The sequence below is a fragment of the Micropruina sonneratiae genome, from assembly GCF_025972045.1.
In the GTDB taxonomy this organism is placed as follows: Bacteria; Actinomycetota; Actinomycetes; order Propionibacteriales; family Propionibacteriaceae; genus Micropruina; species Micropruina sonneratiae.
Genome location: NZ_JAPDHX010000001.1, coordinates 36,507 through 50,341, shown reverse-complemented (window position 1 = coordinate 50,341; position 13,835 = coordinate 36,507). Strand labels below are relative to the sequence as shown.

At 71.5% G+C, this 13,835-nt stretch carries 14 protein-coding genes and 1 riboswitch; of the genes, 7 read left to right on the top strand and 7 right to left on the bottom strand.

What is annotated here, in order from left to right:
* Window positions 1-189 precede the first annotated feature (189 nt).
* On the bottom strand, window positions 190-783 hold the full coding sequence (locus OIE40_RS00255; protein WP_264698710.1) for a LysR substrate-binding domain-containing protein: 594 nt from the start codon (window positions 781-783) through the stop codon (window positions 190-192).
* A gap of 142 nt (window positions 784-925) precedes the next feature.
* Between OIE40_RS00255 and OIE40_RS00250 the strand changes: the two genes are divergently transcribed.
* Window positions 926-1,096 carry a hypothetical protein gene (locus tag OIE40_RS00250; protein WP_264698708.1) on the top strand — a complete coding sequence of 57 codons (171 nt, stop codon included), beginning with the start codon at window positions 926-928 and terminating at the stop codon, window positions 1,094-1,096.
* Window positions 1,097-1,098: 2 nt separating this feature from the next.
* Complete coding sequence (locus OIE40_RS00245; RefSeq protein WP_264698706.1) at window positions 1,099-2,832, top strand: MFS transporter; 1,734 nt, start codon at window positions 1,099-1,101, stop codon at window positions 2,830-2,832.
* 22 nt (window positions 2,833-2,854) lie between these two features.
* Here OIE40_RS00245 and OIE40_RS00240 read toward each other — a convergent pair whose 3' ends face one another.
* The 3 genes from OIE40_RS00240 to OIE40_RS00230 are packed head-to-tail and all read right to left on the bottom strand — an operon-like array spanning window position 2,855 to window position 6,696.
* Window positions 2,855-3,829 carry an ABC transporter ATP-binding protein gene (locus OIE40_RS00240; protein WP_264698704.1) on the bottom strand — a complete coding sequence of 325 codons (975 nt, stop codon included), beginning with the start codon at window positions 3,827-3,829 and terminating at the stop codon, window positions 2,855-2,857.
* Window positions 3,826-5,592 carry an ABC transporter permease gene (locus OIE40_RS00235; protein ID WP_264698702.1) on the bottom strand — a complete coding sequence of 589 codons (1,767 nt, stop codon included), beginning with the start codon at window positions 5,590-5,592 and terminating at the stop codon, window positions 3,826-3,828. Before OIE40_RS00235 ends, OIE40_RS00240 begins: the two co-directional genes overlap by 4 nt.
* Window positions 5,593-5,622: 30 nt before the next feature.
* A complete protein-coding gene (locus OIE40_RS00230) occupies window positions 5,623-6,696 on the bottom strand; it encodes a thiamine ABC transporter substrate-binding protein (RefSeq protein ID WP_264698701.1) in 1,074 nt (357 codons plus the stop codon).
* Window positions 6,697-6,735: 39 nt separating this feature from the next.
* Window positions 6,736-6,842, bottom strand: a riboswitch (TPP riboswitch).
* 95 nt (window positions 6,843-6,937) lie between these two features.
* Here OIE40_RS00230 and OIE40_RS00225 point away from each other — a divergent pair.
* Window positions 6,938-7,267 carry a cupin domain-containing protein gene (locus OIE40_RS00225; protein WP_264698700.1) on the top strand — a complete coding sequence of 110 codons (330 nt, stop codon included), beginning with the start codon at window positions 6,938-6,940 and terminating at the stop codon, window positions 7,265-7,267.
* Between the two features lie 205 nt (window positions 7,268-7,472).
* Entirely contained in the window at window positions 7,473-7,688 is a 216-nt protein-coding gene (locus OIE40_RS00220) for a hypothetical protein (protein WP_264698698.1), read from the top strand.
* A 19-nt stretch (window positions 7,689-7,707) separates the two neighbouring features.
* On the opposite strand, the gene OIE40_RS00215 is transcribed toward OIE40_RS00220, so the two are convergent.
* The gene (locus tag OIE40_RS00215) at window positions 7,708-8,286 is read right to left on the bottom strand and encodes a DinB family protein (RefSeq protein ID WP_264698697.1); all 579 of its coding nucleotides are present in this window, start codon (window positions 8,284-8,286) and stop codon (window positions 7,708-7,710) included.
* A gap of 78 nt (window positions 8,287-8,364) precedes the next feature.
* On the opposite strand from OIE40_RS00215, the gene OIE40_RS00210 reads away from it, so the two are divergent.
* Window positions 8,365-9,348, top strand: a complete 984-nt coding sequence (locus OIE40_RS00210; RefSeq protein WP_264698695.1) for a helix-turn-helix transcriptional regulator — start codon at window positions 8,365-8,367, stop codon at window positions 9,346-9,348.
* Between the two features lies 1 nt (window position 9,349).
* Here OIE40_RS00210 and OIE40_RS00205 read toward each other — a convergent pair whose 3' ends face one another.
* Window positions 9,350-10,633 carry an aspartate kinase gene (locus tag OIE40_RS00205; RefSeq protein WP_264698694.1) on the bottom strand — a complete coding sequence of 428 codons (1,284 nt, stop codon included), beginning with the start codon at window positions 10,631-10,633 and terminating at the stop codon, window positions 9,350-9,352.
* Window positions 10,634-10,737: 104 nt separating this feature from the next.
* Here OIE40_RS00205 and OIE40_RS00200 point away from each other — a divergent pair, with 104 nt between their 5' ends.
* Both OIE40_RS00200 and OIE40_RS00195 read left to right on the top strand, forming a co-directional pair.
* Window positions 10,738-11,688, top strand: coding sequence for a Gfo/Idh/MocA family protein (locus OIE40_RS00200; RefSeq protein WP_264698692.1), 951 nt, complete (start codon window positions 10,738-10,740; stop codon window positions 11,686-11,688).
* 124 nt (window positions 11,689-11,812) lie between these two features.
* The gene (locus OIE40_RS00195; RefSeq protein ID WP_264698691.1) at window positions 11,813-12,730 is read left to right on the top strand and encodes a type IV toxin-antitoxin system AbiEi family antitoxin domain-containing protein; all 918 of its coding nucleotides are present in this window, start codon (window positions 11,813-11,815) and stop codon (window positions 12,728-12,730) included.
* 54 nt (window positions 12,731-12,784) lie between these two features.
* Here the strand turns inward: OIE40_RS00195 and OIE40_RS00190 are convergent, their stop codons facing one another.
* Complete coding sequence (locus tag OIE40_RS00190) at window positions 12,785-13,831, bottom strand: hypothetical protein (protein ID WP_264698690.1); 1,047 nt, start codon at window positions 13,829-13,831, stop codon at window positions 12,785-12,787.
* Between the last annotated feature and the right edge of the window lie 4 nt (window positions 13,832-13,835).

The window sequence follows — 13,835 nt, the reverse complement described above, 5'->3', positions numbered from 1 at the left end:
GCAGCCCATTTCTGCCTATTTGCGCCTACTTGGCCTTTGAGATGCGGAGAGCATCGCGCCTAGTCACACGGCTGAAACTGGTAGTCAGTCGAGAAGTACGAAGAGGCCTGAGGTGGCAGTTCAAATCCTGTCACCCCGACCAGCGGAAGCCGCTTTGACGAGGAGCAAGACTCAAAGTCAAGGCGGCTTTCACCGCCTTGCCTTCTTCGCCTTCTCCTGCTGGGTGCGGGAGCTGTTGGGCGTCCGACCCCGAACGACGCCGATGAAGTCGTCGGTGAGCGGGTGCGGACGATCCGCCGGCCAGGCAAGGCCGATCCGGGTCATGGGGGCGTCGGTGATCGGACGGTAGGTCAGGTCACGGCGGCTGTGGCTGCGGGCGATGGACATGGGTACGTGCAGGACGGCGATCTCGAGCGCCACCTGGTTGATCGTCTCGGCGTCGGCCTCGGTGAGCACCGTCTCGTCCGCCAGGTCGGCCAGCGTCACCTCGTCGAAGGCGGCGACCGGGTGCTCCTTCGACACCCAGGCCACGGCCACCTCCTCATACAGCGGGATGAGGTGCAGTCCGTCGGTGTCGATGGGGCCCCGGACGAAGCACAGGTCGACCGCGCCGGCGTCCAGCACGGCCCGCTGCTCGACCTCGGCGACCTCGACGGTCTCCAGCGGAACCGACCGGAACCGCTCCCGCCAGGTGGTGCTCCACCTGGTCAGGGTGACGCCCGGCACGAAGCCGATGCGCAGCGGGGACCGATCGCCGGACCGTTCCGAGGACGGGGTGCTCACACCGCGCAGGCTATCGCGGAGGCGCTGTGTGACGGCCGCTACACAGCGGTGGTGTGGTCGGCCACAGACGGCCAGCCCGGTGCGGTGGAGTATCGAATCAACGATCGGCAGCGGCAGCAGCCGCAATCGCAGGAGGGGCATCATGACCCACACCACCAGTGCCCACGCACCCGACAACGAGCGTCGCCGGCTGGCCAGCACCACCGACGACACCGAGGGCCACATCCTGCGCACCTACCCGTTGGTCGACGACCAGGTGCAGCGCCGGCTGCCGGTCACCTCCCACGACGACACCTTAAGCGTCGAGAGCTGACCGTGGACGCCGAAGCAGTCGAGATCGATGACGCCGGACCCGGCGTCATCGCCGCGTTCCGGTCGGTGTGGCGGCATCGTCGCTGGCGCTGGCTGGCCGGCAGCACGGTGGTCTCGCTCTTCGGCGACACCATGTACGTGGTCGCCATCATCGTCGTCCTGCTCGAGGGCGACAACGGCGCCGCCTGGTTGTCGGCGGGGCTGCTCGCCCGACTGCTGCCCTATGTGATCCTCGGCCCGATCGGCGGCGTGGTCGCCGACCGCTTCGACCGCCGGCTGGTGATGGTGGTCCTTTCCGCGGGCCGCATGGTGCTCTTCGTGGCCCTCGCCGTGTTGGTCGCGACCGACGGACCCACGTGGACGCTGATCGTGTTGCTGGCGATCAGCGCCGCCGCCGGCGCCTTCTTCTTCCCGGCCCGCGGCGCCGCCATTCCGCAACTCGTCCCCGAGAACGACCTGGCCGCCGCCAATGCCGCCGAGAACGGCCTGTCCCAGCTCTCCTGGTTCTTCGGACCGGCGCTCGGCGCATTGCTGCTGGCCGTGGTCTCTCCCGCCTTCGTGCTGGCCATCGAGGCGGTCACCTTCGCCGTCGAGGCCGCCATGCTGTGGCAGATCGGCGCCCTGCCGGTGCCCAAGGGCGCCGCCGACGAGGACGCCCCGGGCGGGTCGCTGTTCGCACAGACCTGGGACGACATCCGTGAGGGCGCCGGGGTGGTCTTCACCGACCGCGGCCTGCGGGCCCTCACCCTGCTCAACGGTGCGGCCTGCATCGCCTTCGGTGCCGAGCAGGTGCTGTACGTGCTGGTCGCCGACCAGAAGCTGGGCCTCGGCCCGGAAGGCTTCGGCTACATCCTGACCGCGATGGGGGTGGGCGGCATGATCGCGGCCCCGCTGTCGGCCCGGGCCGGTAGCTCCCCGCACGCCGCCCGCTGGTTGCTGGGCAGCGGCGTCCTGCTCGGCGTCCCGATGATCGCGGTGGCCCTGCTGCCGGTGCCGGCGGTCGTCTTCGGCATCTCCGTCATCGAGGGCGCGGCGGCGGTCGTCTTCGACGTGGTGGCGCTGACCCTGCTGCAGCGCGGAACCCCCGAGGCGGCGATGGGCCGGGTGTTCAGCCTCAGCGACGCCGTCAGCACGCTGGGCCAGACCATCGGGTCGGTCGGAGCCCCGGCGCTGGTCGCGGTGGTCGGGCTGGGCCTCAGCCTGCAGCTCTCCGGCGCCCTCATGCTGGTCTTCGTCGCCGCCCTCACCCCGGCGCTGCTGTACCTGGTCGCCCGCACCGACGCCGAACGCCGGCGGGTGGAGGGCCTGGCGGCCGAACTCGGCCGGGTACCGGCCCTGGCGTCCTTCGAACCGGTCGACCTCGAGCGGCTGGCCCGCGCCACGACGCTGCGCGAGGTGCCGGCCGGCACGCCGGTGATCGTGGCCGGTGCCGAACCCGACGACCTGTACGTGGTGCGCTCCGGCGCACTCGAGGTGGTCCCGGCCGACGCGGTGGCGGGCGCCGAACGGCCGCCCGAACTCGTCGCCGGTGACCTGTTCGGCGAGATCGGCCTGCTGCGCGGCGTCAACCGCACGGCGACCGTCACCGCCCTGCGCGGCACCGAACTGCTGGCCATTCAGGGCTCCACCTTCCAGGCGGTCGCGGCGCCGGGGCCGAGCGCCGAGCTGGTGCTGGGCGGCATGCGCACCCGGTTGCGCCGCACCCACCCGCAGCTGCTCGACGCGGTGGACGCCTGACCGACCGGCCGACCGGCGGCGTTCAGCCCGGCAGCACCGCGCAGCCGGCCCGATCGAGCCGGACGGACAACTCCTCACCGTCGTGCTTCTCGGCGGCGGTCACGGTGGCGAGCTGGCCGTCCGGCAACCGCACGTCGATCAGCACCTCGCCGCGCCGGTAGCGCTGCTCCACGACCGGCAGTGCAGTGCCGGCGGCGTCTGCCAGCAGGCCCGCCGGGCCGATCCCGACCAGCTGGCCGGGGCCGGCGTCCGGGCCGCCCAGACGTCTCGCCAGCTCGGCATCGATGAACGGTTCGTAGCCGAGGAAGTCGGCCACCCGCCGCGAGACCGGACGCCGCCACAGCGTGTCCGGGTTGTCGAGTTGCAGCATCCGGCCGGCGTCCATCACCCCGACCCGGTCGGCCAGCGCGAAGGCCTCGTCCTGGTCGTGGGTGACGTACAGCGCCGTGGTGCCGGTGGTGCGCAGCGCATCACCGAGCACCCCGACCAGATGTTCGCGAAGGTTGCGGTCCAGCGCCGACAGGGGCTCGTCGAGCAGCAGCAGCCGCGGCCCGGGGGCCAGCGATCGCGCCAGCGCCACCCGCTGCGCCTGACCGCCGGACAGCTCGCTCACCGGGCGAGCGCCGTAGCCGGGCAGGCCGACGACCTCGAGCAGTTTCTCGACCCGGGCCCGGCGGGCCGCCCTCGGCTGCCGGTACAGCCCGTAGGCGATGTTGCCCGCCACGCTCAAATGGTTGAACAGCTGGCCGTCCTGGAACATCATCCCGAAGCCGCGCTTGTGCACCGGCACGGTGGTGACGTCCTCGTCGTTCCACGCCACCCGGCCCGCCGCCAGCGGTTCCAGTCCGGCGATGCCGCGCAGCAGCGAGCTCTTCCCCGAACCGGACGCACCCAGCAACGCCACGATCTCGCCCGGTTCCACGGCCGCGTCGACGCCATCGACCGCGACCAGGTCGCCGTACTTCACCACCGCGCCGGTGACGCTCAGTCCCCTCACAGTTCCGCCTCCCTCGGCCGGACCGCCTCGGCGGCCGCCATCACCGCGGCGGTCAGCACCGCCAGGATCACCGACGCGGCCATCGCCATGCCGAAGTTGTCCGCGCCGGGGCGTCCGATCAGCCGGAAGATGACCACCGGCAGCGTCGGATGGTCGGGCCGGGACAGGAACGATGTCGCGCCGAACTCACCCAGCGACGTGGCGAACGCGAAGCCCACCGCCAGTCCCAGCCCGCGCAACGCGAGCGCACCGTCGATGCTGGCCAGCACCCGGCCCGGACCGGCGCCCAGCATCGCGGCCGCCTCACGTTGCCGCGGGTCGATCGCCCGCAGCACCGGCAGCAGCGTGCGCACCACCAGCGGCAGGGCCACGATCGCCTGGGCGATCGGAATCAGGATCGGCGAACTGCGCAGGTCGAACGGCGGCCGGTTCAGGGTGATCAGGAAGCCGAAGCCGACCGTCACCGCCGACACCCCCAGGGGCAGCATGAACACCGCGTCGAGGAGCCTCACCCCGCGGGCCAGGCCGGGCGATCGCGGCCGCCGCGACGCGACCAGGCTGACCAGCACCCCCAGCACCACCGCGACGAGGCAGGCCTGCGTGGCGATCACCAGCGAGTTCAGCGCCGCCGTCCAGACCGGAACACTCAGGCTGCCGTCGCCGGTGGTGGCCAGCAACGCGTAGTTGCGCCAGCCCCAGCCCTCAGCGGTGGCGAACGAACGGACCACCAGGTGCACCATGGGCACGCCCAGCAGGCCGACCCCCACCAGCCCGGTGACCAGGGTGGGCAGCAGGTCACGGCGCAGCCGCCACGGCTGCTCGGCCCCGGCGTCCCCCCTCAGCCGCAGGGCGTGCTCGCTGCGCCGCCGGGCACGTGAGGCGACCAGTAGGGACGCCGCCACGACCACCAGTTGCAGGATCGACAGTGCCGCCGCCGCGGGCAGGTCGAGCAGCTGGGTGGTCTGGTACCAGATCTCGGTCTCGATGGTGCTGAAACCGACCCCGCCCATCACCATCACGATGCCGAAGGCGGTCGCGCAGAACAGGAACACCAATGACGCCCCCGACAGGATCGCGGGTCCGATCGCCGGCAGGGTCACCGTGCAGAACACCCGCACCGGGGACGCCCCCAGGACCCGCGCCGCCTCGGCCGTCCGCGGATCGAGCCGGGACCACAGTGCCCCGACGGTGCGCACCATCACCGAGTAGTTGAAGAACACCAGCGCGACCATGATCGCGGCGAAGGACTCGTCGAGCCCCAGCCCGCCCAGCGGGCCGGTGACCGAGAACAGCGACCGGAACGCCACCCCGACCACGACCGCGGGCAGTACGAAGGGCACCGACACCATCGCCCGCAGCACCGCCCGGCCGGGAAAACGGCAGCGGTAGAGCAGATACGCGCCGGGCAGGCCGAGCAGCACGGACGCCGCGGTGCCGGCGGCGGCCAGGCCGAGGGTCTGGCCCAGGATCCGCCATGTCCGGGGCGCGGCCAGCACGCTGCGGACGCCGTCCAGACTGAACCCCGCCTCGGTGACGAAACCCCTGGCGACCAGCGACGCGACGGGCCAGGCGAAGAAGACCGCGAGGAAGCCCACCGGGACGAGCACCGCCCCCGCCCACAGCGCGACCGCCAGCGGGCCGGCGCTCGGGCGGACGGCGGCCGGCCCGGGCGCGCCCTCGCGCGATGACCCGGCGGGCCGGGCCTGCGCGGGCGCGGCGTCGACCGGGACACGGGGCTGGACGCGCTCGACCGGTGAATCCACCGGCCGTCGGGTACGAGGGGCGGGCACGACTCAGCCGATCACCGTCGCCGTCCAGTCGCGGATCCAGGCGTCCCGGTTGGCCGAGATCGCCTCCGCGGAGACCGTGAACGGGGCGTCCGACAGCGGGGCGAACTTCTGCCAGTCGGCGGGCAGCTCGACGGAGGTGTCGGCCGGGTACATGTACATCTGGCCGGGGATGTCGGCCTGCACGTCCCTGCTCAGCATGAAGTCGATGAACTTCCGGGCGCCGACCTCGTTCTGCGCGCCGGCGATCACGCCCGCGTACTCGACCTGACGGAAGCAGGTCTGCAGCAGCGCCTCGGTGTTCGAGGTGGACGAGCCCTTCGGCACCTCGAACGCGGGCGAGGTGCTGTACGACACCACCAGCGGCTTCGACCCCTTGCCGGAGGACCCGGAGAACTCGGTCGAGTAGGCCTCCGTCCAGCCCTTCACCACCTTGACGCCGTTGTTCTTCAGCGACGTCCAGTAATCGAGGTAGCCGTCCTCGCCCTTGGCGCCGACGGTGGCGGCCAGCCAGGCCAGTCCGGGCGACGACGAGGCCGGGTTCTCGACCACGAGCAGGTCGGCGTACTCGGGCTTGGCCAGGTCGTCCAGGGTGACCGGCACGGCGAGCTTCTTCGCGGCGAACCACTTCGAGTCGGCGTTGACGCACACGTCGCCGAAGTCGACCGCGGTGAGGCGTCCCGAGTCGTCGGCCTTCAACGCCGCGACCGATTCGGGCAGGTTCGCGGGCGTGTAGGGGGTGACGACCTGCTGGCTGATCGCGCGGCCGGCGAAGGTGTTGTCGATGCCGTAGACGACGTCGCCGAGGGGGGAGTCCTTGGTCAGGATCAGCTGGTTGACCAGCGCACCGCCGTCGCCGGGCGCCACGTAGGTCACCGTGTAACCGGTCTCCTTCTCGAACTGTTGCTTCAACTCGTCGCTGAGCGCGAACGAGTCGTGGGTGACGACCGTCAGCGTCTTCGATTCGGTCGGCGCCGACGCTTCGGCGGTCTGGGACGCCGCCGGCGCGGGCCCCGCGCAGCCCGCCAGGGCGAGCGCGGCCGTCGCGGCGAACGCGGTGATGGTGCTGATCGTTCTCATGGTGTGACGTCTCCTCCGGATCGGAGGGCTCACCGTGCTGGTGAGGAGATCCCGACTCCCTACGCCGGTACTGACCGGATCAGGTTCGAGGGTCTGCGGCTGCTCCGCACTCTCAGCGCCCTGCTGGCGCTCCCCTGTCGTCCACCCACTCTACAGGCGCAGCGACTGCGGCCGTCACCACGGCGTCCCGTGGATCGTGCTAGATTTTCTACATATTGACATGTAGTAAATAGGAGTTCCGGTGACCGATACCGCTGACATGACCCATCTGGCCGATCTGGCCGGCCTCGTCCAGGTGCAACCGCAGGCCACCGTCTCGCGCACCGCCCTGCGGGCCGAGGGCACCAACGTGGTGCTGTTCGCCTTCGACGCCGGTGAGGAACTGCGCGAGCACACCGCGGCGATCCCGGTGCTGCTGCAGACCCTCGAGGGTTCGTTCCGGATCACCGCCGATGACCGCAGCGTGACCCTGGCACCGGGCGACCTGATCCATCTGCGCACCCGGGTGCCGCACGCCGTCGAGGCCCTCGAGCCGTCCAAGCTCGCCCTGTTCCTGCTGACCGCCGACTGATCGGCGCCGCAATGACCGGATCACCACCCCAGGCGGAGCGCCGCATCGAAGACCTTCAGGGCCACTGACTGCTGGCCGGACTCGGCAAACGCGTCCTACGCCCCGGCGGGCTCGGACTCACCACCCGGCTGCTTGGCCGACTCGAGCTGACCGGCGCCGGAGTGGTCGAACTCGCCCAGGCATCGGCCGCACGGCCGCGTTGATCGTGCAGCAGTCCCCCGCCGGCTACGTCGGGGTGGACGCCGACCCGGCCGCCGCTGCGCTGGTCGCCGACGTGGGTCTGGCCCGGGTGCTGAGGATCGCCCGGAACCTGCTGCGCAACCCCGGCGCCCGTGCGCGGGTGCTGGGCATGCGACGGGTCTTCACCCGCTACGCCGCCCACCTGACCGGCATCGCGCTGATCGCCCGCAAGCCGGCCTGACCAGGGCCAAAGCAGGCCGTCACGGCCTCCAACCCGCCGGCGGATCCTCGCCCACCAGGCCGTCCACGCTCTCGCGCAGCAGGTCGGCGTGGCCGGTGTGCCGGCCGTACTCCTCGATCAGGTCGCACACCAACCGGCGCAGGCTGGCCTGTTGGTCGCCCAGGCCGGCCTGCGTCGGCTGATCGATGCCGCCGTCGGCGATCGCGTCCGCGAGGTGCTGGCGGGACTTCGCCACCGACTCGTCGTACAGCGCGTACAGCTGTTCGGGGGTGTCGTCGGCGGCACTGGTGAACACCCAACCGGGGTCGCTCCAGTCGGCCGAGCGCCACGGTTCGCCCGGGTCGCCGTGGAACGCCTCCCAGCTGAACCGCAGCGCCTCGACTGCGGCGAGGTGCTTGAGCAGGCCGCCCAGGGTGAGTTCCGAGGGCTCCAGCCGGGCGGACAGCCCGGCGGCGTCCAGCCCCGCGGCCTTCCAGCGAAACGTCCAGCGCAGCCGCTCGAGCATGCCGAGCAGGTGCTCCAGTTCGCCTCCCGCCAGCGGCGGCTCCCACGGAAAGTCGGGCTGGCCGGGCACGGGATCGGTGTGGGTATCGGTCATGGCTTCCTCCTTGTTCAGGCGTGACGCTAGCCATGGTTCCGGACGGATCGCGTCCTGTTCTCCTGGCATTGTTGGTCCATGACGGTGGACGACCGGAACCCGACCGCGCGCGCCCTGCGCTGCCTCGAACTGATCTCGGACCATCCCGGCATCACGGCCGACCGGCTCGCCGAGCGGCTGGGCGTGACCGAGCGGGCCGCCCGGCGCTACGTCTCCGTGCTGCGCGAGGCGGACGTCCCGGTCGTGTCGACCCGCGGACCGCACGGCGGCTACCGGCTGGGTCGCGGACGCCGCACGCCGCTGATCTTCACCACCGACGAGGCGCTGGCCTTGGTGATGGCGGTGCTGGACGGCCACCACGCCGCCGCCGACGACACCGAGCCGGTCGGCCGGGCGCTCGGCAAGCTGCTGCGCGCCCTGCCCGAGAGCGTCGGCGAGCAGGCGGCGGCGGTGCGTCGGCTGGCCGCGGCCGCCCCGGACCGGCAGGCCGCGCGGCCCGATCCGGCCATGGTGTCAACGGTGGCCACCGCGCTCAACAGCGGACGCCGGGTGCGGCTCGGCTACCGCAGCGAGGCCGGCAACGCCTTCGAGGTCGAGGCCGACCCGTGGGCCCTGGTCATCTGGCACGGCCGCTGGTACCTGCTGTGCTCGCTGTGCCGGGGCGGCGAGAACCCGCAGCGGTGCTACCGCGTCGACCGGATCACCGCACTCGAGACCCTTGCCGAGCGGGCGGTGGTGCCCGCCGACCTCGATCCGGTGCGGACCCTGGAGGCCAACCTGGCCACCGGCTGGGAATACCCCGTCGAGGTGCTGATCGACGCCGGCGCGGACGCCGTCCGGCGCTGGCTGCCGCGCTCGCTCGGCCGGCTGGAAGAGGCCGGTGAGGGTCGCTGCCGACTGCTCGCCAGCACCGGCAACCCGTGGTTCTACGCCGAGGAGCTGGTCCGGCTGCCGGTCGACTTCCACGTCGTGCAGCCGGTCGAACTGATCAGCACCGTGCGCGTGCTCGGCGAGCGGTTGCTGCGCGCCGCCGGGCCGATCCCGGCGAGCGTGCAGCAGTGACCTAGCGGCCGGTACCCGCGTAGACGACCGCCTCGCCGGTGACCGAGTCGAGACCGAAGGCGGTGTGCGCGGCCCGCACCGCGGCGTCCACGTCGTCGGTGCCGACCACCACCGAGATCCGGATCTCGGAGGTGGAGATCATCTGGATGTTGATGCCCGCCTCGGCCAGGGCCCGGAAGAAGGTCGCCGAGACGCCCGGGTGCGAGCGCATCCCGACGCCGATCACCGACACCTTGCCGATCGCGTCGTCGTACTGGATCTCGGTGAACCCGATCCGCTCCCGGGCGCCGTGCAGCGCGTCCAGGGCGCGCAGCTTGTCGCCGCCCGGCAGGGTGAACGTGATCGCGGTGTTGTCGTCGGCGATCGACTGGTTCTGGACGATCATGTCGATGTTGACACCCGCGTCGGCGACGGCCGAGAAGACCTCGGCGGCGGCCCCGATCCGGTCGGGCACCCCGACGACGGTGATCTTCGACTCGCTGCGGTCGTGCGCGACCCCGGTGATCAGCGGCTGTTCCATACCCTCGAGCTCCCTGCCCTCAGTGTTCCTGTACTCGATGTCCTTCACCCAGGTGCCCGGCCTGGTCGAGAACGACGACCGCACGTGCACCGGCACGTTCTCGCGGCGGGCGTACTCGACGCAGCGCAGATGCAGGATCTTGGCCCCCTGCGCCGCCATCTCGAGCATCTCCTCGTAGGAGATCTCCGGAATCCGGGACGCCCCCGGCACGATCCGCGGGTCTGCGGTGAACACGCCGTCGACGTCGGAGTAGATCTCGCAGTAGTCGGCGCCAAGGGACGCCGCCAGCGCCACCGCGGTCGTGTCGGACGCCCCGCGGCCCAGCGTGGTGACGTCCTTGGAGGTCTGCGAGACCCCTTGGAAGCCGGCGACGATGACGATGTCGCCGTCCTCCAGCGCCGTGCGGATGCGACCCGGGGTGATGTCGATGATCCGGGCGTCGCCGTGGGTGCCCGTGGTGATCACGCCCGCCTGCGAGCCGGTGAACGAGCGCGCCTCGAAGCCGAGGTCGTTGATCGCCATCGCCAGCAGGGCCGCGCTCATCCGCTCGCCGGCGGTGAGCAGCATGTCGAGTTCCCGCGGCCGCGGCTGCGGCGACACCTCGAGCGCCAGGTCCATCAACTCGTCGGTGGTGTCGCCCATCGCCGAGATCACCACGACCACCTCGGCGCCGCGGCCCTTGGTGTCGACGATCCGCTGGGCGACACGCTTGATGCTGGCGGCGTCCGCCACCGACGACCCACCGAACTTCTGAACGACCCGCAACGCTGCCCCTTCTCGCAATCCAACCTTCACTACTCTGCCAGACCCCGCCGCCCCAAGCCGCTGCCCGCCGCTGTGCGAACTGCCGGCGCCGTTAGGGTTGGCCCATGACGCAACCGATCCGCTGGGGCATCGCCGGCCCCGGACGCATGGCAGCCGCGATCGTCCCCGAGTTCAGCCGAGCCGGCAACGCGGAACTGGTCGCGGTCGGCTCACGGTCGGCCGAACGGGCCGAGGTGTTCGCCACCGACCACGGGCTGGAACGCTGGCACGCGTCCTACGAGGCGCTGCTGGCCGACCCCGAGGTGGACGCCGTCTACATCGCCACCCCGCACCCGCAGCACACCGACATCGCGCTGGCCGCGATCGAGGCGGGCAAGCCGATCCTGGTCGAGAAGGCGTTCACCGCATCGGTCGGCGACACCGAGCGGATCGTCCGAGCCGCCCGAGAGGCCCGGGTGTTTGCGATGGAGGCGATGTGGACCCGGTTCAACCCGGCCGTCGCGCACCTGCGCGAGGTGATCGCCGCGGGCGAGATCGGAGAGGTCCGCGGCTGCCAGGGCGACCTGACGGCGTTCCGGGCGTTCGACCCCGACGACCGGCTGTTCAACCCGGCCAAGGGCGGTGGCGCCGTGCTCGACCTCGGCGTCTACGTGATCTCGTTCGCCCAGCACTTCCTCGGCACCCCCGCGGTGGTGCGCGCCACCGGCGGCCACTACGCCAGCGGGGTCGAGGGCGAGTTCTCGGTGCTGTTCGGCTACGGCGACGGCCGCTCGGCGACCCTGGCCGGCGCCTTCACCACCTACGGCCCGGGTCGGATGATGCTGACCGGCACCAAGGGCTGGATCGACGTGCACCCGCGCTTCCACCGGGCCGCCTCGGTGACCATCTGGCGCGAGAAGACCCCTGAGACGCTCGAGTTCGACTCCGGCTACCGCTACGAGATAGAGCATGTCGGTGAATGCCTGGCGGCGGGGCTGACCGAGTCGCCGATCATGCCGCTCGACGACACCCTCGCCGTGCAGGCGATCATGGCCGAGGTGCTGGACCAGCTCTGAGGGTTGATCCAGATCGGGCACCGAGTTCGGGGCCCGATCTGGACCGACCTCCGCCGGCTCGCGAGGACTTTTGACCACTTTCGGCTCGTGGTGCACACACTGAACAGGTGTGAAGCCTCGAACAGTGATTCCGGACACCCTACGCACGCTCGCCCTGGCCCAGTCCGGCGTGATCAGCCGCTCCCAGCTACTCGAAGCCGGCCTGCACCGACGCGTCGTGGCCCGGCTGTTGCACGACGGGATAGTGCATCCCATGACACCAGGGGTGTACACCCTTGGAGCCGCCGACGGGTGGCGAAGCCGGGCCTGGGCCGGTGTTCTGCTGGGCGGCCAGGGTGCTGTGCTCGGGCTGGAGTCGGCGGCGCATCTTCACGGCCTGCAGAAGGCCCCGCCCGACGAGGTCACCGTGTTCGCACCGGTAGGGCGCCGTTTCCGGCCGGGCTGGCGATTCATCAAAGCTACCCGGCGAGCGACCGGTGAACCGCCACGCACCGGTGTCGACCAGACCGTGCTCGACCTGTGCGCCGAAGCCGACGCCGACCGCATCGCCGCCATCCTGGCCGACGCCATCTCCGGTCGCCGAACCACCGCCAAGCGGCTCCTGGCCCAGCTGTCCGACCGGCCGGCGTTACGTCATCGGGGCCTGCTGAGGGAGATCCTGTGCGACGTCACGGATGGCGCGCACTCGGCCCTGGAGCGGCGCTTCCTGGTCGATGTCGAGCGTGCGCACCGTCTGCCGACAGCGATCCGCCAGCGACACGTGCTGCGCAGCTACCGCAGTGACGCCCTCTACGAGGAGTACAGCCTGCTGATCGAGCTCGACAGCAAGCTGCACCATTCAGGCGGCGCGGCCTTCACCGACATGATCCGCGACAACGCCCACGCCCTTCAGGGCATAACGACGCTGCGGCTGGGCTGGCAGCAGGTGACCGGCGGCGCCTGTGAGACGGCCCGAATGGTCGGCGGGGTGCTGATGACGCGCGGCTGGGAAGGCCCGATCCAGCCCTGCCCCCGGTGCCTGCTGGTGCCCGTCGAGGGTTGATCCACATCGGGCACCGAGTTCGGTGCCCGATCTGGACAGACTCGCCACCGAGCGTCAGACCAGGCCGTGCCGCGAGCGGGCGGTGGCGGTCACCGTCGCCAGGAAGTCACCGGCGCCGGCGGGTGCCCCGGTCAGCAGCCAGGCGGCCGGAACGTCGGCCACCGCCACATCGACCGCGACGTCGGCGAGCACCAGCGGCAGTGTGTGGGCGACGGTCGAGGGGTAGCTGACCATCAGCCGGCTCACCGGTCCTCGGCGCACCGCGATCTCCAGCGGCACGGCGGGCCGGACCACCGTCAGTCCGGTCGACGCGGCGAGGGCGGCCAGCTTGCCCTCGGCCTCGCGACGGTGGGCGAAGTATCGGCCGGCCCCGAACTCGTTCGTCACGGCCAGCACCCCGGCCAGGTAGCGGCCGGCGTCCACCACTCCCGTCTCGACCAGCGAGGTGCCGATCACGTCGACGGAGTCGGTCACCGCCGGCGGGCCGAACGTGGCCCGGGTCCAGGCGAAGTCGTTCACGCTCTGGCCGATCCCCTGCGGTGCCCGCACCGGCATGGCGGTGAACACCTCGACGCTGCGGCCGTCCCGCTGCGAGGGCGTGAAGAAGTCCCTGGCCAGGTCGGAGAGCAGATCGACCACCCGGTCGCGGCCGTCGCGGCCGGCGTTGACGTGCCAGCGGGCCAGCCGGCCACCGCTGCTGAGCTGGTCGATGAACGAGATGGTGGCGGTGCCGTCGTCCACCACCACCACCTGGGCCACGTCGGCGAGCGGCAGCACCGCCTGCACGAACCGCGAGAACGGGTCGCCGACGACCAGCCGTTCCGCCCGGGCCAACCTCGGGAACAGCTCCCAGGCCACCGCCACCATCGACGCCGCCGATCGGCGCGGCTCGTACCAGGTGGCGGCCAGGCCGGCGTCCCTGGCCAGTTCGACCATCGCCTCCAGTTGCACCCGGGTGGTGGCCTCGCGGGGCGGCAGCACCGCCAACCGGGTCTGCTTCAACGCCTTGGCCCGGTACGCCCACTCGATGACGTTCAGCAGCTGCGCAGGACTCTCCACCAGCGCCAGCGTGGTCCGCTTGTGCGCGCGCTTCTTGGCCATCAGC

Coding starts and splice junctions, on each gene's coding strand:
- OIE40_RS00250 (WP_264698708.1), top strand. CDS start 926: ATGACCCACACCACCAGTGCCCACGCACCCGACAACGAGCGTCGCCGG.
- OIE40_RS00215 (WP_264698697.1), bottom strand. CDS start 8,286: ATGACCGATACCCACACCGATCCCGTGCCCGGCCAGCCCGACTTTCCG.
- OIE40_RS00190 (WP_264698690.1), bottom strand. CDS start 13,831: ATGGCCAAGAAGCGCGCGCACAAGCGGACCACGCTGGCGCTGGTGGAG.
- OIE40_RS00200 (WP_264698692.1), top strand. CDS start 10,738: ATGACGCAACCGATCCGCTGGGGCATCGCCGGCCCCGGACGCATGGCA.
- OIE40_RS00230 (WP_264698701.1), bottom strand. CDS start 6,696: ATGAGAACGATCAGCACCATCACCGCGTTCGCCGCGACGGCCGCGCTC.
- OIE40_RS00210 (WP_264698695.1), top strand. CDS start 8,365: ATGACGGTGGACGACCGGAACCCGACCGCGCGCGCCCTGCGCTGCCTC.